The sequence below is a fragment of the Embleya sp. NPDC127516 genome (assembly GCF_044765325.1).
Lineage (GTDB): Bacteria > Actinomycetota > Actinomycetes > Streptomycetales > Streptomycetaceae > Embleya.
Genome location: NZ_JBIWJT010000012.1, coordinates 16393 through 35073, shown reverse-complemented (window position 1 = coordinate 35073; position 18681 = coordinate 16393). Strand labels below are relative to the sequence as shown.

Genomic DNA, 18681 nt, shown 5'->3' with positions numbered 1-18681 from the left:
TGCTGTGGCGATGAACGGTTCAGCGGCCGTCGAGGTCCTACGAGTCGACGACCTCGACGTACGGGTGCGGGTCAGCGAGCGGCGGCGGCAGGTCAGGCTGACCGTCGAGCGTGACTCGACCGTCAGCGTCACCGTCCCCCCGGGGACCGGGCAAGCCGAACTGATCAAGCTGATCAAAAGCCGGCGACGCTGGCTTTACGGCAAGCTCGCCGAACGCGCGTCACTGAGCAAGGGCAGACCCCCACGTGAGTACGTCTCCGGAGAGGGCTTCCCCTATCTGGGACGCAGCCACCGGCTGCTGGTCGTCGAGTCAGGTCCGGCCGACGTGCGGCTGCTGCGAGGCCGGCTGGAGATCCGACAGGACGTACTCCACGATGCGTCCACGGCCCTGATCGCCTGGTACACCCGGCGTGGTGCGAAGTGGTTGCCCGGTCGGCTCCGGCCGTGGGCCGCGCAGTTGGATGTGGCTTCCGGTGAGCTCCGGGTCCGTCCCCTGGGCTACCGCTGGGGGTCCTGCTCTCATGGCCGCCTCAACATCCATTGGGCGACCATGCAGCTACCGCCCGATCTGATCGACTATGTGCTCGTGCACGAGCTCGCCCACGTACATGTACCCGATCACAGCGAACGATTCTGGCGAACGATTCGGCGGGCCGTGCCCGACTGCGACGCCCGTCGCGACCGTCTGAGACGACTCGGGCCCGATCTCTGGCTTCCGACAATGAGGATCGCCACCTGAGGGCGCCACTCCTCAAGCAGACCGCCCGCAGCATCACTGAGTCGCGCAGGGCGCGGCCCCGAGAACCCCAAGGGCAGAGGAGAGGTTGTCAGCCTGATCAGCTTGCAATCAAGAGCCACCACCCTGGTTGCAGTTCTGGTTGCATTCACCGGCGTACAGCTGCATTCGCGAGCCTGACAGCCGCGTACTCCACCGCACGTCAGGACATTGGCGAGCGTCACCGAACCAGCAGACGACCCCTTGGAAAGCGTGTTGGGTTCACACCCTCACGAGTTCGAATCTCGTATCCTCCGCCAGCCTGAACAGGCAAACGAACGCCCCGATCGCCATGCGGTCGGGGCGTTCGTCGTCGTCCGTCAGTCCTGGTGGGCCCGAGACCCGACCCATGTCCAGGTGTCGGCCGGGAGGTGATGGTGGCCTGCGGGTGTCGACCGTGGATCCGGGGCGCGGCGGCGTGTGACGTGCCGCGGCAGGGCCGGATTGCTCGAACCCTGTCTGGGATGGGGTGTCGTCACACGGATGGTCGTCGGCGGGCGCGGTGGCGGGGTGTCTCGGGAACACTTGGCTCAGACGGAGCGTGATCTCGGGTCTAGTTCAGTGGGAGAGCGGATCATGCGGACGAACATGGTGCTCCGCAGCGTCGGCGTCGTGGTGGGTCTGGTCCTGATCGCCTGCGCCTTCGTGCTCGCGTACGTCATCACGCCGAACTATGTGGTCCGGCTGCCCGACGACACCGATGCCAAGCGCTCCTATACCGGTACCTTCAGGACCCTGCTCGACGCCCAGGAGGTGGCGAAGGGCAGCCTTGCGACGGCCGTCAAGCGGAACGTCCCCCTCGCCGTCGAACGGACCGTGAAGGTCGAGGAGACCTCGGGCAACACGGCCCTGGTCAGCGACAGCCGGACGACGACCGCCGCGGGCAACCCGGTCGAGAAGACGGACTGGAAGTACGCCGTCAACCGCAAGACGCTCGAGCCGTCCGGCAGCCATCCCGCCGGCTGGACGGTGGTCGACGCCCAGGGCCTGACGGTCAGTTGGCCGCTCGGCGCGAAGAAGAAGACGTACACCGGCTGGCGGCCGGAGACCGGGACCACGACGCCGCTGACGTACGCGCGTACGGAGAACAGGTCAAGCCTCAGTACATACGTGTACGAAGCGAACCTGCCGCCCACCCGGATCACCGACCCCCAGGCGCTCGCCGGTCTGCCGCCGGCCGTCCCGCGGACGACCCTGGCGCTGGTCGCCCAACTCGGTACTCTCTCTGCCGCGGCCAAGGAGCAACTCGCCGCACTGCTACCGACGTTGAGCGACCCGGTGCCGCTCTCCTACACGCTGGCGAGCGCCGACACGTTCTGGATCGAACCCGAGACCGGCAGTGTGATCGATACGCGGCGGTCCCAGCAGCGCGTGGCCGGCGTCATCGCCCCGAGCAACGGCGCCTTCCTCCCGCTGCTGCCGGTCTCCGACGTCTTCTACCAGCAAACCCCCGAGTCCGTGAAGGACGCCGCGGACGACGCCGATGACGGCCACGACGCCATCATGCTCGTCGGTACCATCCTGCCCATCGTGGTGGGCGTGGTCGGAGCACTACTGGTGGCCGCGGCTCTGCTCATCCGACGTCGTCGCCCCCGCGGCACCCCCACACCCGATCCGGACGCCTGACCCGCGCCCGGACGGTATGCCGGCACCGCGCCGATCGTGTGTCGTCCGGCAGGCCGACGACCGGCGACCGCCGACCGCCGACCGGCGACCGCCGACCGGCGACCGGCGACCGGCGACCGGCGACCGGCGACCGGCGACCGGCGACCGGCGACCGGCGACCGGCGGAGCCTCACCGATCGGGTCGCGGTCTCGCTCGACGGCGGAGCCGGCTCCCCTCCGGCGAGGTGCCTCGCCACAATCGCGCAGCCGCGCGTGGCCGGCATCACCGTACGGCCGCGTCCGCCCGGAGCACGACGGGGTCGGTCAGGCAAGCGTGGCCAACCGGGTGCGGGCGTATTGGCCGGGTGGGCAGCCGTATTCCTTGGCGAAGGCGAGGACGAAGGCGGAGACGCTGGAGTAGCCGACCCGGCGGGCCACCACGGAGACCGGTTCGGCGACGAGCAGGGCGCGGGCGACGCCGAGACGGAGCAGCGTGCGGCGTCGGGTGAAGGACATGCCGAACTCGCGTACGAAGTCCCGCTGGAGGGTCTTGGGGCTGATGTGCAGGCGTGCCGCCCACTCGTCGAGGCGCGTCGGGTCCGCGGGGTTGTGGGACATCGCGCGGGCGACGGCCCGGGCGAAGCCCTTGCCGTTCGCGCACTCGTCGGCGATGTCCGCGGTGAGCGGGGCCAGGTCGCGCAGGATGCGGGTGCGGGCCTCCAACGCTCGGCGCTCGTCGTAGCCGGGAGTGGCGATCTCCTGGACGAGGCGCTCCGCCTCCGGGCCGATCGCGACGTGGCCGGTGCGCAACCCGGCCAGGGATTCGGGCACTTCGCGCAGGCAGATCCGGTAGACGGTCTGCCGGTCGGCGGCGCGTACCTCGTGGCTCACCGCCTGTTCGGCCCAGAAGCCCTCGCCGGGCGCCGTGAACCAGGACCGGCCCCCGTGTACGGCCGAGAGCATGCCGTCCGGTGACCAGTAGAGCTGGTGCACGAGGTCGTTGCGGACGGCCCCGAACCCCAGGGGACCGGCCGTGCGGTAGTGCAGGACGAGGATGCCCGCGGGTTGCCCGAGCCCATACCCGAACGCGTCGCAGGCGATCGGGTCTCCGCCCACATCCTGTCCTCTGATCGACATCGGGTGACCTTTCCGGACAACCATCAAGACTCAGGTGAGGCTAGCCTAAGTTCGCCGCGCCGACCGATTGGGGCGCCAAGACCTGTTCGACCCGAAGGAATGCTTATGTCCGTTCGTCCGCTACTCCGCCTCGTCTCGGCCGGCCTGGCGGCCGTGACCGCGACCGCCCTCCTGGCGGGCTGCGGCTCCGATTCCGACAGCGGCACGGGTGGAAAGAGCGGCGCCACGAGGGTGATCGCCGCCGACAACGGACAGATCACCGTCCCCGTGAGCCCCAAGCGCGTCGTCGCGACCGGTTACGCGGTGCCGGTGCTGATCGAGGCGAACGCTCCCCTGGTCGGCATATCCACCTGGCCGCGCGGTCTGGGCCTGATGACCGGGCCCGAGCGCACGACGTACGACAAGCTGCACAAGATCGGCGGCGCGACCGCCAAGGAGACCAACTACGAGGCCATCGCCGCCGCGAAGCCCGACATCATCATCATCGGCGTACCCAGGCCGGTGCTCGGCGAGTTGGACCTCAAGCGGCTGGGATCGATCGCGCCCGTGGTCGCCATCGGCCCCAGCCTGCCATCCGCGTGGCGCGAGTTGTCGGCACGCCAGGCCGACGCCGCGGGCCGTGCGGGCCACACCGAGGAGACCCGGAACACGTACCGGAAGCGGGCCGACGAGCTGAAGGCCAAGTACGCGGCTGCCGTCGGCGGCCTCAGGGTCGGCCACCTCGGCGCGTACAACGAGAACTCCCAGGGCACCTTCCAGCGCGAATTCGCCGGCTCGTGGGGCACGAACATCGCGCAGGACATCGGCCTCGACTACTACGGCACGGTCAAGAAGAAGAGCGGCGGCTCCTCCGACGTCTCGGAGACGCCGTCCATCGAGGAACTGCCGGCGAGCCTGGGCGAGGCCGACGTGATCACCTACACCGTCCAGGACGACGGCACCCCGAGCGCGGGCGTGCAGTACGTCCTCGACTCGCCCCTGTGGAAGAACCTGCCCGCGGTCAAGGCCGGGAAGGCCTTCCCGATCCGCTACACGGCGGCGGTGACGTACGCACAGGCCCAGCGCACACTCGACGCCGTCGACCAGGCGCTCGCCCCGCTCCTGGCCCGGTGACGGAACCCTCGCCCCTCGTGGACCGGTGATCGAAAACCCCCTCGGCCCGGTGATCGGAACCCCCGCGTCCCTCCCGGCCCAGTGATCGGAACCCCGTGCGCATCGAACGAGACAACCCCGCCCCGCGCGTCGCCGCCCACCACGCGAACGGCGAAGGCATCGCCAAGATCGGCTACCCGATCGCCATCCGCACCGTCACGCTGCTGCGCAAGCACTACGTGACCACGTCGGTGCTGCGCCTGACGGTCGGCGGCCCGGGCCTGGACGGCTTCCACACCTACCAGGCCGACGACCACTTCAAGATCGTCTTCCCGGACGCCGACGGCACGATGCGGCTGCCCGTCCCCGACGACGAACAGTCGCTGACCTGGCCGCGCCCGTCGCCGACCAGCCGCCGCTACACCGCGCGACGCTACGACGCCCAGGCGCGCGAACTCGACATCGACCTGGTCATCCACCCGGGTGGCGTGGCCTCGGACTGGGCGGTCGCCGCCGCACCGGGCGCGGATGTCGTGATCGCCGGGCCACCCGGGGCGAAGTCGTTCCCGCACAACTACGACCACTACGTCTTCGCGGTCGACACGACCGCGCTGCCGGCGGCGGCGCGCTGGCTGGAGGAGTCGCCGCGGGACGTCTCGGCGCACCTGGTCGTCGAAACGGCGCACGCCGACGAGCACCGCTATCCGCTCGCCGCGCGCGACGGCGTACGGGTGACGTGGCTGGCGCAGGGGGGCGGTGCGTCCCGGCTCGCCGAGACCGTACGCGCCTTGCCGCTTCCCGCCGGACGGACCTTCCTGTTCGCCGCCGGCGAGGCCGACGACATCAAGCCGCTCCGCGCGTGGGCCAAAGGTCGCCTCGACGCCCTGTTCACCGGTTACTGGAGGCGCGGTGTCGCCGGTCTCGAAGACTGAGTCGCCGGTCTCGAAGACCGAGTCTCCGGTCTCGAAGACCGAGTCTCCGGTCTCGAAGCCTGCCGCGCCCCAGGTCCTGCTGCTCGTCGGGGCGGTCGCCCTGCTCGCCCTGGTCTGCGGCCTGAGCCTGGCCCTCGGGGCCAGGGCGATCCCACCCGGCGACGTCTGGCGGGCCCTCACCGACCCCTCCGGCGCCGATACCGACCTGACGATCCGAGAGATCCGGGTCCCCCGCACGATCCTGGCGATCTGCGTGGGTGCGGCGCTCGCGACGGCCGGCGCGCTGACCCAGACGCTGACCCGCAACCCATTGGCCGAACCGGGCCTGCTGGGGATCACGTCGGGCGCCGGGTTCGCCGTCACCGTGGGCACCACGACCGGGCTGACCGGAAACCAGGGCGTACAGGTGTCCCTCGCCCTCGTCGGCGCGCTGATCGCCGGCGTCCTGGTGTACGCGGTCGGCCGTACGTCGCCCCTGCGCCTGGTGTTGGCCGGTGTCGCGCTGGCCTCCGTGCTCACGGGTGTGTCCATGTCGCTGCGCATCCTGGATCCGGACGCGTTCGACCACTACCGGTTCTGGAGCGTCGGCTCCCTCGCGGGCCGCGAACAGGCCCCGCTCCTGCTGCCGGTGCTGCTGATCCTGCTTGCCCTGGTCGGCGCGTCGGCGCTGACCGGAGCGCTGAACACGCTGGCCCTGGGGGAGGACGTGGCGCACGGCCTCGGCGCCCGGGTGAACCGAACCCGCGTCGCGGTGCTGGCCGTCGTCACGCTGCTGGCCGGCACCGCGACCGCCGTCGCGGGACCGATCGCCTTTCTGGGCCTGATGGTTCCGCACATCGTGCGGCGCGCGGCGGGCTGTTCGGTGCCTTGGCTCCTGGCGTACAGCGCGCTGCTGGGGCCGATCCTGCTGCTGGCCTCCGACATCACGGGTCGACTGCTGCTGCCCACCGGCGAGGTCCCGGTGGCGGTCGTCACCGCCTTCTTCGGTGCGCCGGTGCTCATCTGGGCCGTGCGGCGCTACGAAGGGACCACGTTGTGACGATGGATCACGTTGTGACGGGGGCCGGTCCGGTGACGGGGGCAGCCCGGTGACAGGGGACCACCTCGTGTCCGAGACGACGAGGACCCGCCCGCCGACCACCGGCACCGTCCCGTCGGCGCCGAGAGCGGAGCCGTCGTCCCGGCGAACCGCCTTCGGCCGCGCCTGTCATGCCCTTGACCGGACCCGTCGTGCTCTCGGCCTGGAGCCGCGTGCCGTGGCCGGCAACGCCGTACTGCTCCTGCTGCTTCTGCTGTTCGCGGGGGCGGGCCTGTGCCGGGGCGACACCTGGAGCAGCCCACAGGCGGCGGCCGACGGCCTCGCCGGGCACGGCGATCTCTCCGTCGTCGTACGCGAGTGGCGCCTGCCGCGCGTCGTCGCGGCAGTCCTGTTCGGTGCGCTGCTGGGTTGCGCCGGCGCGGTGTTCCAGAACCTGACCCGCAACGAACTGGGCAGCCCGGACGTGATCGGCCTCGATGTCGGTTCGTACACGGGCGCGCTCATCGTGATGGTCGTCATCGGCGGAACGACCACCCCCACCGCCCTCGGATCCGTCGTCGGCGGGCTGCTGACCGCCGTGGTGGTACTCACCCTCTCCACCCGATCCGGATTCGGCGGCCATCGGCTCATCGTCATCGGCATCGCCGTGAACGCGATGCTCACCGCGGTCAATTCGTGGATCATCCTGCGTGCCGACCTGGACGTGGCGATCGCCGCCGAGATGTGGAACGTCGGTTCGCTCAACGGCGTGGACTGGGCCGACCTGAACGTGGCGTTCGTCGCCGCCGCGATACTCGCGGTGTTGCTCGTCCTGAATTCGCGGGCGACACAGCAGGCCGCGCTCGGTGACGCGATCGCCGTGACGTCGGGCGTCCGTCTGCGGCAACACCGTCTGCTGGCGGTCGTGGCCGGAGCCGGCTGCACGGCCACGGTCACCGCGATCACGGGACCGATCGCGTTCGTTGCGCTCGCCGCTCCGCACCTGGGCCGTGCGGCCACCCGGTCCCCGGGCATCCACTTCGTCCCCGCCGCGCTCACCGGCTCCGTACTGCTCCTGAGCGCCGACCTGATCGCGCAGAGCCTGCTCGCGCCGGTGACGCTACCGGTCGGCGTGGTGACCACGGCGATCGGCGGCGCGTATCTCCTGCTGTTGCTCCTCAAGGAAGTCAAACGACCGTGACCGCACGCCTGACCGCGCAGGACATCACCCTCACGTACGGCGACCGCACGGTGTCGGCGAACCTCAGCCTCGACATACCCGACGGTGCCTTCACCGCGATCATCGGCGCCAACGCCTCGGGGAAGTCGACGCTATTGCGGGCGTTCGTGCGGCTGTTGCGGCCGTCCGCCGGAACGGTCCTGCTCGACGGACGCGACGTCCACGGCTACCGCCCCAGGGACATCGCGCAGGAAATCGCTTTTCTGCCACAGGATTTGGCCGCCCCGGAGAACATCATGGTCCGCCAACTGGTGGACCGCGGACGCTTCCCGCACCGCTCGCTGCTCTCGGTGCGCACCGCGGCCGACACGCGGGCGGTCGAGGAGGCGATGGCCGCCGCCGGCGTGGGCGACCTCGCGGACCGGCAGGTCGCACGGCTCTCCGGCGGACAGCGCCAACGGGTCTGGGTCGCGATGGTGCTCGCGCAACAGACGCCCTACGTGCTCCTGGACGAACCGACGACCTTCCTCGACCTGGCCCACCAGTACCAGTTGCTCCGCCTGCTGGCCGCGCTCCGCGACGACGGCCGAACCATCGTCGCGGTGCTCCACGACATCAACCAGGCCTGCCGGTTCGCGGATCACATCGTGGCGATGAAGGACGGCCGGGTCCGCGCCGAGGGGTCGCCCGCCGACATCGTGGACGCCGCACTGATGGCGGACGTGTTCGGCCTGCCCAGCCTTGTCGTGCCGGATCCCGTGACGGGGACGCCTCTGGTGGTGCCGACGGTTTGACGTATTGCGCGGTGGACCGGGCTCGTTACGGGATTCGCCACTGTTGGTATTTGTTGCCGGGAGTGCAGGCGACGACCGAGAGGGCCTTGCCCGCGCCGTTGTTGGTCAGGCAGTTCTGGCCCATGTAGTCCTTGATGTAGACCGCGCCCGCGGTGGGGGCCCCGGCGAGGCGCCAGTTGGTGGAGTAGCCGAAGCCGACGGCGAGTTCGGGACGTTCGGCGTTGCCGTACGGCTGGCCGAGGGCGGGGCCGTCGAGGTTGCAGGTGCTGAAGGTGTCCCAGGTGGAGACCGTGTGCACCCAGCCGTACTGCGGGTGGCCGCCCATGACCACCTCCTTGCCGCCGCCCGGGCCGTCGGCGACGAGGCCGATCCGTTGGCCGTCGGCGACGCTGGTGATGGCGCCCCAGCGGTCGCCGCCGCAACCCTGGGGGACGCTCTGGGCCGGGGGCGGAGTGGACGCGGGCGGCTTCTGTTGGTTGCCGCCGCTGTTGCCTCCGCCGCCGGGCGATCCGGCGCCACCGGACGCGGAGCCGTTGGCGCCACCGTTGCCGGGCCCGGGGGGCGGCACGGCGCCGCCCGTGCCGGCGGTGCCCTGGGATGCGCCGGTCCCGCCCTGTGCGGTGCCCGGCGTCTGGGTGCCGGCGGTGTTCGTACTCGGGATGCCGGTGGCGGCGCCTGTGGGCGGCACCGACGTTGCGCCCGGATCGCCCTGCGCTCCGGCCGGGACCTGGACTCCGGATACGACCGGTTTCGCGTTCGGGGTGTCGTGGCTCGGGTCGGACCCGCCGCCGAAGGGCTTGACGTACAGGACGGTGGCGACGACGCCGGCTATGACACCCAGGACCAGGAGCGCGGCGGCTATACCGTGCCGCTTCCAGGACCCGCCGTTCGCGGGGGTCGCTGTCGCGTCGGGGGTGTCGGTGGCCGACGGCGGGGGTGTCGGAGGATTCGCGTCGATGGCGACGGCATCGGGAACCGCGTCGGGAACGGCGTCGGGAGCGGTCTCCGGAACGGCGTCGGGAACCGCGTCGGGTGTCGAGGGCTCGGCCGTGGGCGGGACCTGTTTCACCGGCGTGACCTGCTCCGCCGAACTGCTCTCCGCGTCCCCCTCGTCGGTCGCCTCGTCGGTCGCCTCGTCACTCCGAGTCGGGTCGACCTCGAGAGCCTTGCTCGCGGCACCGGCACCGGCACTTCCACCGCCGACCGCTCCGCTCCCGAGTGCTCCGCTCCCGAGCGCCCCGCTCCCAGCCGCCCCACTGACCGCCGCGGCACCGGCGGCCACCACCGCGGCCGCCGACCCACCCGTCATCGCCGCGCGAGCCGCCACCGCCATCGCCGCCGCGTCGGCGTATCGATCCTGCGGATCCTTGGCCAACGCCTTCGCGACGAAAGCGCGGACCGCCTCGGGGAACTCCTCCGACAACTCCGGCGCCGGGTCCCTGATGTGCTTGAGCACCACCTCGAACACCGCGTCCCCGGTGAACAGCGCTTTCCTGGCGATGAGTTCGTAGCAGACGACGCCGATCGCATACTGGTCGGACGCCGGTACCGCGCCGCTCCCCCGGGCCTGCTCGGGAGCTATGTACCGAGCCGTGCCGAGCACCGAGTGCGACGCGGTGAGCCTGGTGTCGGCCGTGGACTGCGCGATCCCGAAATCGGTGACGGTCACCCGGTCGTCGGCGCCGATCATCAGGTTGGACGGCTTGACGTCCCGGTGCACGATGTCGCGCAGATGTGCCGCGTGCAGTGCGTCCAATGCCTGGGCGGCGATGCCGAGCACCCGATCGACGGGCATCTCCTCGGCATCGCTGTCGGCCAGGACCACGTCCAGCGGGCGACCACCGACGAGTTCCATGACGATGTACGCGACGCGCGGATCCGACCCGCTCTCCCCATAGTCGTGCACATCGACGATGCCGGGGTGGTCGAGCGCGGCCAGAACCTTCGCCTCACGCCGAAACCGCTCGGCGAACTTGGCATCGGCCAACAGCGAGGGCAAGCAGGATCTTCACCGCGACCGACCGTTCGAGCACGCGGTCCTCGGCCCGCCACACCTCGCCCATGGCCCCGCCGCCCAGCAACTCGGCGAGTGCGTACCGGCCGCCCAGCACCGTGCCCGAACCCCACATGCCCGTTCCCCCATAGGCTCCAGCGTTCCCGCCCGTCGGCGACGCGCGCAGTCTGCCAGGGGATCCAGGGCTCCAAGGAAACCGAAGCACCCCCGGCAGGCGATCATTTCATCGCACCGCACCCCCACGGTCCGCCGGGATCCCCTCACTCGGTCCGTCGTACCCGCTTGCGTGGCTCAGGTGTTCGTCGTACGGAGCCAGGTCAGGACTGCCAGGACTCGGCGGTGGTTGGTGGGGGATGGGGGGAGGCCGAGCTTGTCGAAGATGGCGGTGATGTGTTTCTCGACGGTGCCGGGGGTGAGGGACAGGGTTTGCCCGATGGCGCTGTTGCGATGGCCTTCGGCCATGAGGGCGAGGACTTCGCGTTCGCGGGGGGTGAGGGCGGCCAGCGGGTCGCGGCGGTGGCGGCGGGTGAAGAGGGCGGAGACGACCTCGGAGTCGAGGACGGTGCCGCCGGCCGCGACGCGGGTCAGGGCGTCGGAGAGATCGTCGAGGCGGGAGACGCGGTCCTTGAGCAGATAGCCGACACCGCCGCCGTCGGCGAGCAGGTCCTCGGCGTAGGACTCCTCGACGTACTGGGACAGGACCAGGATGGCGGTGCCGGGTACTTCGCGGCGGATCCGCAGGGCCGCGCGCAGGCCCTCGTCGGTGAAGGTCGGCGGCATCCGCACGTCGACCACGGCGACATCCGGGCGATGCGCGGTGACCGCCTCGACCAGCGCGGGACCGTCGCCGACCGCCGCGACCACCTCGGCGCCGATCTCCTCGAGCAGCCGGACCAGGCCCTCCCGCAACAACATCGAGTCCTCGGCCAACACCACCCGCATCAATACTCCCCCGCTCCACTCGCCAAGACCCCGGTTGTGCCGGGGTCGACCCGCCCGACCGCCCGATCATCGGTCGCGACCACTCGCGCCGATGCTCCCTGATCAACGTTCCCGGACTCCACTCGACAAGGCCCCGGCCGTGCCGAGGATCAACCGGCCCGACCGCCCGATCCCCGGTCGCGACCACTCGTGTCGAGGCTCCCCGGTCAGTGTTCCCCGACTCCGCTCAGGGGGACCTCGGCGGTGAGCGTGGTCGGTCCGCCCGGCGGGCTGTGTACGTCCAGTCGGCCCTCGACCGCGGCCAGCCGGTCGATCAGGCCGGCCAGGCCGTGCCCCTTGCCGGGGTGTGCCCCGCCACACCCGTCGTCGCGGACGCTGATGAACAGGGCTCGTTCGTCCACCGTCACCGTCACCTCGCAGTGGTCGGCCCGGGCGTGCTTGGCGACGTTGGTCAGGGCCTCGGTGACCACGAAGTACGCGGTGTTCTCCACCGCCGCGGCGAACCGTCGTCCCCGGGGCAACTCGGTGGTCAGCTCGACCGGCACCGGACAACGCGCCGCCGCCGCGGTCAGCGCCGGGGCCAGGCCCCGGTCGGCCAGGATCGGCGGCGCGATCCCGCGGGAGAGGGCACGCAGTTCGGACAACGCCTCGTGGCTCTGCGAGATCATCTCGGCCACCAACGGCCTGGCCCGATCCGGATCGTCGTCCAGCCGACGCGCCACCGTCTCCAGGTCCATGGTGAGCCGCACCAGGCGCTGCTGCGGGCCGTCGTGCAGGTCCCGTTCCAGCCGGCGCAGCGTCTGTGCCTCGGCCGCGACCGCGCTGCGGCGTCCGAGCGCGAGTTGTTCGGTCCGAACCTGCAAGGCGGCCGTCTCGTCGGTCAACAGCCCGCGCGCGAGCCCGGCCTGGACCGCCACGAGCGCGCGCACCAGCGGCACCGCCGAGGCGAGCAACAACACGCCGATCCCGGTGTTGAAGGCGATGTCGGCCGCCCGCGAGGAGATGCCGAACATCAGGTCCAGGAGTCCCGTGGTGTCCGGGTCGCGCGGAATCGACCACGACCACACGACGTAGAGCAGTTCGCCGAGGCCGCCCACCGTCCAGGTCACCGCGAGACAGAAACTCACCACGCGCAGCGGGAACGACACCAGTGCGTGTGCCAGGTCCCGCCAGGACTGCGGGTCGCGCAGCGCGCGCAGTCCGGCCTTGAACCCCTCGCCCGCCGGTTCCCGGTATGCGTGCGGCGGCAACACCCGTCCGGTGACCGCCGCCACCCGCCGGCGCTCGATCTCGGCGAAGTGCCGTGCCGCCGCGAGCGTCGCGACCAGGATCGGTACGCCGAGCAGGACCACGAAGGTCACCGCTCCCGCCGCGAATCCGGCCAGTAGGACGACGAACGCCGCCAGTCCGATCGGCAACCCGGAGAGTACAAAGCCCAGTTGCCGGCCGAACCGCCCGGCACCGCGGCCGGCCGCGGTCGGAGCGGGCGTCACCGGGCCGGCCACCGCCGGAGTGGCCGTCGGCTCGAAGGATGCGGTCGACTCGATCATGAGCCCATCCTGCCCACCCCGGACGACCGCGCCCACCCGGTATTCCCGACGCCGAGGGTAGGGCACACCCCCACACGCGACCGGCCACGCCGACGCACGAGGCGCGGGACCGGCCTCCGAACGGTGTGGCTCGACGAGTCGGCGCGATACCTCGGCCGGTCGGCTCGTCGCCTCAGCCCGCCGGCTTGATGTTCTGGTTGGCGTGGAACAGGTTGTGCGGGTCGTACCTGTGCTTGATCCCGCCCAGCCGCTCGTAGTGGTCGCGATACGTCGCCTCCACCCGGTCACGGCTCTCGTCCGCGCCGATGAAGTTGACGTACGCACCGCCCATCGAGTGCGGGTGCAGGTCCTGCCAGTAGTCGACGCACCACCGCCGGACGGTCTCGGCGTTGGCCGGGTCCGGATCGATGCCGGCGATCACGCCGGACCACCGGGCGTCCCGGTAACCCCACGCGGTGTCCTCGGCGTCGACCCGATGGGCGGCCCCGTCGACCGGGTAGAGGTGCATCGTGGACAGCGCGGTGGGCAGGTTCTCCGCGTGCTTGGCGTGTACGTCGATCGCGTCGTCCGAGATCGCGTCGAAGAAGTCGCCGCGCCAGTACCACTGCAGACCGGCGGGCATCAGTTCGTCGAACATGCTCTGCAACGCGGGGTAGGGCATCGGCGCGGTGAAGTGGAAGGCGGGCGGGCCCGGTTCGTGGACCGGTGCGAGGGCCTTCTCGGCGGCCTCCGGATCCCCGGTCCAGCACCACACGACGCCGCACATCTTGCGGCCGTGGATCTCCTCCGGGAACGGAGGACCCGGCGGGACCGTGAGCGCCGCGAAGAACCCGTTCAGGTCATCGGCCGCCTGTGGCAGGAACTCGCGGTACCAGCGCAGCACTTCGCCTGTGCGCTCGACCGGCCACAGGGTGACCCCGACGACCACGGTGTCCACCGGGTGCAGGCGGAAGCGGAACGAGGTGACGACGCCGAAGTTGCCGCCACCGCCGCGCAGGGCCCAGAACAGGTCCGGGTGCTCGGACTCGCTCGCGGTCAGGAAGCTGCCGTCCGCCAGCACCACGTCCGCGGCCACCAGACTGTCCATCGTCAAGCCGTACTTGCGGGTGAGGTGGCCGTGCCCGCCGCCGAGGGTCAGGCCCCCGACGCCGGTCGTGGACATGATTCCGGCGGGTACGCCCAATCCGAAGGCGTGCGTGGCGTGGTCGAGGTCGGCGAGCAGACTGCCGCCGCCGACCCGGGCCGTCCGGGCCACGGGGTCCACACGTACCCAGCGCATCGGCGTCAGATCCAGGGTCACCGCGTCGTCGACCACGCACAGGCCACCACCGCTGTGCCCGCCGCCGCGGACCGCGAGTTCGAGGTCGTGCTCGCGGACGAAGTCGACCGCGGCCATCACATCCCCCGCGTCCGCGCACCGCACGATGGCGGCCGGGCGCCGATCGATCATCGCGTTGTAGATCCGGCGTGCCGGGTCGTAGTCGGGGTCCTGTGGATCGATGACCGGGCCGCGCAGCGCGCCGCGCATGTCTTCGAGGGTGTTGCCGTCCATGAGCATCTCCCTGACGGGACGCGGACCGCAAACCCGCCCGGCCTCGCCCTGGCCGACCCTCGGTAAGCAATCGTGCGCCACTACCCCGGCGTCGCTGTGGCCTGCAGGCCGGCCGAACGCCGCAGGGCTTACCCATCCAGCCTCTCGCCGAGCGCACGGCGGCGCAATTTCGCACCGCGCCGGGGCCGTCGCCGATCGGCCGGTGATGCCGGCGCAAAACCGCCGGCCCGATCGGTGGGCGGGTGATGGAGTAGGGCCATGACGAGTCTGCGTGACACCGCCTTGACCTTCCGCGCTCTGCACACCAGTGCCGCGCCCCTTGCCCTCGCCAACGTCTGGGACGCGGCCGGCGCCCGACTCGTGGCCGACGCCGGAGCGAGCGCGGTCGCCACCACCAGCGCCGGGGTCGCCTGGGGCCTGGGCGCGGCCGACGGCGATCGGCTCGGCCGCGAACGGGCCCTCGAACTGATCGCACGCGTGGTGGCCGCGGTCGACGTCCCGGTCACCGCCGACATCGAGAGCGGCTTCGGCGAGGACCCGGAAGGCGTCGCCGAGACCATTCGCGGGGTGCTGGCCGCGGGCGCCGTCGGGGTCAACCTGGAGGACGCGCTGCACACCGGTTCCGTACCGCTGCGGACGCCGGTCGACCAGGCCGAGCGGATCGCCGCCGCGCGGGCCGCCGCGGACGCGGCGGGCGTACCACTGTTCATCAATGCCCGGCTGGACACCTACCTCCGCGGCGTCGGCGACGGCCCGGCCGAGCGACTGCGCGAGACGCTCGATCGGGCGACCGCCTATCTCGCGGCCGGCGCCGACGGCATCTTCGTCCCCGGCGTCACCGACCCGGCCACCGTGGCCACCCTCGCCGAGACCCTGCCCGCCCCGCTGAACGTGCTGGTCGGCCCCGGCGCACCCTCCGTGGCCGAACTCGGCAAACTCGGCGTGGCCCGGGTCAGCCTCGGCTCGGCCATCGCCGAGGCCGCCTACGCCGTGGTCCGCCGCTCGGCCCGCGAACTGTTCGAGACCGGCACGTACAGCTCGCTCACCGACACGATCCCCTACGGCGACCTGAACGCGCTGCTGGCCCGCTGATCACACCCTCGCCGTGCCGGTGGAGCACAGCCGGGCGCTGCACACCGCGATCGCGCACAGCGCCTACGTCGAGATCGACTCGGGGCACGTGGTGATGTTCGAGAAGCAGGAGGAGTTCGTCGCGCACGTGCGCGACTTCGTCTCCGCCGCGTGAGGCGTCCGGGCCCGCCCGGTGAGGCGTCCGAGCCCGCCCCGCGAGACGTCCGATCCCGCCCGGTGAGGTATTCGAGCCCGCTCCGCGCGGCATCCGAGTCCGCTCCCGCCGAGCCGGGTGGTCCGCTTCGGTCGACCACCCGGTCGGGGCCACCCGCGCGGCCGGACGCCGACCCGATCCACCCGCGAACGCCTCGTCGCCGGGCCGATCGCGGGAAAACCCGCAGACCCCGCAGCCTGTCGCGACCCACAATGTGAAACCCGGACCGACCGGGCGACGGGGGTGACGACATGGGCGACGCGGTGCACGATCTGCTGTGGCATACCGGTCCCGAGGTCGGCGCCGAGCTGATCGACCGGCTCGGGGCCCCGGCGCCCGAATCACCCGACACCGGGCCTCGGGCCCAAGGTGCGACACCTCCGCCGCTGATCGCGTACCGGCTGCGCCACGGCGTCGCGGCCGGCCTGGTCGGACGACACGGGAAGGGCCGTCGACCCGGCACACCCGGCAACCCCGAACTGCTGCTGCGGCTGCTCGAACGCGACGATCCCGAGCTCAACGCGACCCTGTACCGGGAGAGCGAGTGGGCCGGCCTGCGCCGCGCGATCCTGAGCCAACGGGCGCACCGCCCCGGCGCCCCCGCCGACGCGCTGGTCCCGCTGGATCCCACGCTGCGTACCGAGCTGACCACCACCACCCACTACGCCCACCTCGAACCCGCCCTGTGGGCACGCGACCCCGACCTCGCCCTGTGGGCCCTGCTCGCCCACCCGAACCCCGAACCGCTCGCCGCGCTCGCGGCCAGGATCACCCTCCTGAAGGCCGGCCAGACCGCCCGGCTGCGCACCGTGTCCCGACTGACCCGACACCCGCTGCCGGCAGACCTGTCTCCCGCGCTGCGGCGCGAACTCGGCGGCGCGCACATGCTCCGGGACCTCCCGAAGTACCTGGCGAAGCAACTCTCCCCCGAAACGCTGGTACGCCGGGCACGCGGCACCACCACCGTCGGTCGGGCCCGGAGCGTGGTGGCCGGCGTGCCGGTCCCGGACTGGTCCGCGGTCGCCGCCGCGCATCGGGCCGAACCGCTGCCGTGGCACGCCGTGGCCGCGTTCGCCGAGCACCCGCGCTGCCCCCCGGAACTGCTCATGGAGTTCACCGGGAAGTACCCGCAGACGATCGAGGTGATCCCGGTGCCGCCGGCCGAACTGCTGGCCGGGTGCGTCGCCGAGGGCAGTGACAGCCGGACCAAGACCGTGCTGCTGCGCCGGCTCGCGACGAGCACCGCCGACCTCGGCGAACTGCTCGCGGTACGCCCGGCCCGGCTGTTGCTCACCGCGCTCGACCAGGGCCCGGTGTCGGCCGTCGCGACCCAGGCCGAACTCGCGTACGTGCTCGGCCGGACGCTGCGCGCGCACCTGGACCGCACCGGACCGGCGCTGTGGCCTGCCCTGTACACCGCACTGCCCACCCTGAACGCGCCGATCCACGAGCTGTTCGCCGAAGCCGAAGCAACAGCGACGGCGACGGCGGAGACGAAAGCAGAAGCGAAAACACGAAAGGCAGCAACGGCAGCCGCCGCACCCACCCCCACGCCCCTCCCCCGCCCCGGACGCCAAGCCGCCTGGGCCTACACCGTCCTGATCGACCTGGCCGGCACCGCCGACGACGCCACCGCCTTCCTCGACGACGCCCACCTCGCCCCGCTCGCCGGCACCGGGACGCTGCCCGCGTTCCTCGCCGAGCGGCTCGCCGGGATCGGCGGCCCGATCACCCTGCGCGTGCTCGCGGGCAACCCGCACACCCCGCGCGCCATCCTGGACCGACTCGCCGGCCACGCCGACCCGGCGATCACGGCCGCCGTGTACCGCAACTCACGCGCGACCGACGCGCAGCGCCGACTCGTGCTCGCCGCGCCGGAGTTGGACCCGACACTGCGTCGGGAACTGCTGTCCACCGACGATCCGGTCCTGCTGCGCACCCTGCTCGCGGCTCACGATCCGGGGCTGTTGCGCGCGCTCGCGCTGCGCGACGACCCACCCCTCGACCGCACGAACATCCGCACCCAGGACGCGCGCACGCTCGCCGGCCGGGTGCTGCGCCTGTACGCGGCGCTGCGCCTGGCCGAGACCTCGGGCGTGCCGGCGCTCGCGTCGCTGCCCGAGAATCCGGAGATCACCGACGCGTTGCGCACCGGACGCACGGATCCGCTGCGCGCCGCGCTCGCCGAGTCGGCCCAGACGAGCCTGCGCGCGCTGGAGTCGGTCCGGGAGTGGGAACAGCACAGCCGGCTGCCCAAGTCGGAGCTCACCGCCGCCCTGATCGATCCGGCCCCGGACTGGCCGGCCTTGACCGAAGCCGTGCGGGCCGGCCGGTTGTGCGCGTGGATCCGCGGGGCGCTCGGCCGACGCCCCGACGTGAGCGAGCCGTTCGCCCGGGCCGTGGCCGAGCGGGACCCGACCGGACGTCACCTTTCGCCACACCACGACGTGCCCGCCGGCGCGCCCGGTCGGACCCACCCGTACCGGCCGCACGTGATCGCACTACTCGACAGCGGCGCGCTGACCGTCGAGCGCCTGCTCGCCGAGACACCCGCCGTCGAGGTGCTCGACGCCGCGCCCGGTTGGCCGCGGCTGGCCCGGGTGGTGGCCAGGCACCTGCGCGAACACCTGGGCACCGACACCCGGGCGTGGGTGGTGGCCGCACATTTGGCCCGGGGCGACGTGGAGCCGACCCTGATCGAACTGGCCGCGACCTCGTCTGCGGCCGCCGGCGGCGCCCCGGACCGGCCGAGCGGCTGTCGGTCGGCACTGGGATCATCGAACGACACCGAGGGGAGGTGACGAA

At 71.9% G+C, this 18681-nt stretch carries 16 protein-coding genes; 10 read left to right on the top strand and 6 right to left on the bottom strand.

The window, feature by feature from the left end; genetic code table 11:
- Nucleotides 1-10 precede the first annotated feature (10 nt).
- Both ACIRL2_RS23595 and ACIRL2_RS23590 read left to right on the top strand, forming a co-directional pair.
- Complete coding sequence (locus tag ACIRL2_RS23595; RefSeq protein ID WP_402234349.1) at nt 11-739, top strand: M48 family metallopeptidase; 729 nt, start codon at nt 11-13, stop codon at nt 737-739.
- A gap of 612 nt (nt 740-1351) precedes the next feature.
- Entirely contained in the window at nt 1352-2401 is a 1050-nt protein-coding gene (locus ACIRL2_RS23590) for a porin PorA family protein (protein ID WP_402234347.1), read from the top strand.
- Between the two features lie 303 nt (nt 2402-2704).
- Here the strand turns inward: ACIRL2_RS23590 and ACIRL2_RS23585 are convergent, their stop codons facing one another.
- Nucleotides 2705-3517, bottom strand: a complete 813-nt coding sequence (locus tag ACIRL2_RS23585) for a helix-turn-helix domain-containing protein (protein WP_402234346.1) — start codon at nt 3515-3517, stop codon at nt 2705-2707.
- Nucleotides 3518-3622: 105 nt separating this feature from the next.
- Between ACIRL2_RS23585 and ACIRL2_RS23580 the strand changes: the two genes are divergently transcribed.
- The 5 genes from ACIRL2_RS23580 to ACIRL2_RS23560 all read left to right on the top strand — a co-directional run bounded on the left by ACIRL2_RS23580 (nt 3623) and on the right by ACIRL2_RS23560 (nt 8533).
- Complete coding sequence (locus ACIRL2_RS23580) at nt 3623-4630, top strand: ABC transporter substrate-binding protein (protein WP_395866582.1); 1008 nt, start codon at nt 3623-3625, stop codon at nt 4628-4630.
- Between the two features lie 95 nt (nt 4631-4725).
- The gene (locus tag ACIRL2_RS23575) at nt 4726-5541 is read left to right on the top strand and encodes a siderophore-interacting protein (protein WP_395866580.1); all 816 of its coding nucleotides are present in this window, start codon (nt 4726-4728) and stop codon (nt 5539-5541) included.
- A gap of 76 nt (nt 5542-5617) precedes the next feature.
- On the top strand, nt 5618-6580 hold the full coding sequence (locus tag ACIRL2_RS23570; RefSeq protein ID WP_402234609.1) for a FecCD family ABC transporter permease: 963 nt from the start codon (nt 5618-5620) through the stop codon (nt 6578-6580).
- A 217-nt stretch (nt 6581-6797) separates the two neighbouring features.
- Nucleotides 6798-7760 carry a FecCD family ABC transporter permease gene (locus tag ACIRL2_RS23565; RefSeq protein WP_402234344.1) on the top strand — a complete coding sequence of 321 codons (963 nt, stop codon included), beginning with the start codon at nt 6798-6800 and terminating at the stop codon, nt 7758-7760.
- Complete coding sequence (locus tag ACIRL2_RS23560; protein WP_395866574.1) at nt 7757-8533, top strand: ABC transporter ATP-binding protein; 777 nt, start codon at nt 7757-7759, stop codon at nt 8531-8533. The genes ACIRL2_RS23565 and ACIRL2_RS23560 overlap by 4 nt, the downstream gene beginning before the upstream one ends.
- Nucleotides 8534-8558: 25 nt before the next feature.
- Here ACIRL2_RS23560 and ACIRL2_RS23555 read toward each other — a convergent pair whose 3' ends face one another.
- The 5 genes from ACIRL2_RS23555 to ACIRL2_RS23535 all read right to left on the bottom strand — a co-directional run bounded on the left by ACIRL2_RS23555 (nt 8559) and on the right by ACIRL2_RS23535 (nt 14591).
- On the bottom strand, nt 8559-10532 hold the full coding sequence (locus ACIRL2_RS23555; protein WP_402234342.1) for a serine/threonine protein kinase: 1974 nt from the start codon (nt 10530-10532) through the stop codon (nt 8559-8561).
- Entirely contained in the window at nt 10483-10662 is a 180-nt protein-coding gene (locus ACIRL2_RS23550) for a hypothetical protein (RefSeq protein ID WP_402234340.1), read from the bottom strand. Before ACIRL2_RS23550 ends, ACIRL2_RS23555 begins: the two co-directional genes overlap by 50 nt.
- 176 nt (nt 10663-10838) lie before the next feature.
- Nucleotides 10839-11489, bottom strand: a complete 651-nt coding sequence (locus tag ACIRL2_RS23545; protein ID WP_395866571.1) for a response regulator — start codon at nt 11487-11489, stop codon at nt 10839-10841.
- A 206-nt stretch (nt 11490-11695) separates the two neighbouring features.
- Nucleotides 11696-13039, bottom strand: coding sequence for a sensor histidine kinase (locus ACIRL2_RS23540; protein WP_402234339.1), 1344 nt, complete (start codon nt 13037-13039; stop codon nt 11696-11698).
- Between the two features lie 172 nt (nt 13040-13211).
- Nucleotides 13212-14591: an FAD-binding oxidoreductase gene (locus ACIRL2_RS23535; RefSeq protein ID WP_402234337.1), complete on the bottom strand. Its 1380-nt coding sequence runs from the start codon at nt 14589-14591 to the stop codon at nt 13212-13214.
- 258 nt (nt 14592-14849) lie between these two features.
- Between ACIRL2_RS23535 and ACIRL2_RS23530 the strand changes: the two genes are divergently transcribed.
- From ACIRL2_RS23530 to ACIRL2_RS23520, 3 genes are all read left to right on the top strand, one after another.
- Nucleotides 14850-15683 carry an isocitrate lyase/phosphoenolpyruvate mutase family protein gene (locus tag ACIRL2_RS23530; RefSeq protein ID WP_395866566.1) on the top strand — a complete coding sequence of 278 codons (834 nt, stop codon included), beginning with the start codon at nt 14850-14852 and terminating at the stop codon, nt 15681-15683.
- A 13-nt stretch (nt 15684-15696) separates the two neighbouring features.
- Nucleotides 15697-15837 carry an alpha/beta fold hydrolase gene (locus ACIRL2_RS23525; RefSeq protein ID WP_402234336.1) on the top strand — a complete coding sequence of 47 codons (141 nt, stop codon included), beginning with the start codon at nt 15697-15699 and terminating at the stop codon, nt 15835-15837.
- A gap of 290 nt (nt 15838-16127) precedes the next feature.
- On the top strand, nt 16128-18677 hold the full coding sequence (locus ACIRL2_RS23520) for a hypothetical protein (RefSeq protein ID WP_402234335.1): 2550 nt from the start codon (nt 16128-16130) through the stop codon (nt 18675-18677).
- Nucleotides 18678-18681: the final 4 nt, after the last annotated feature.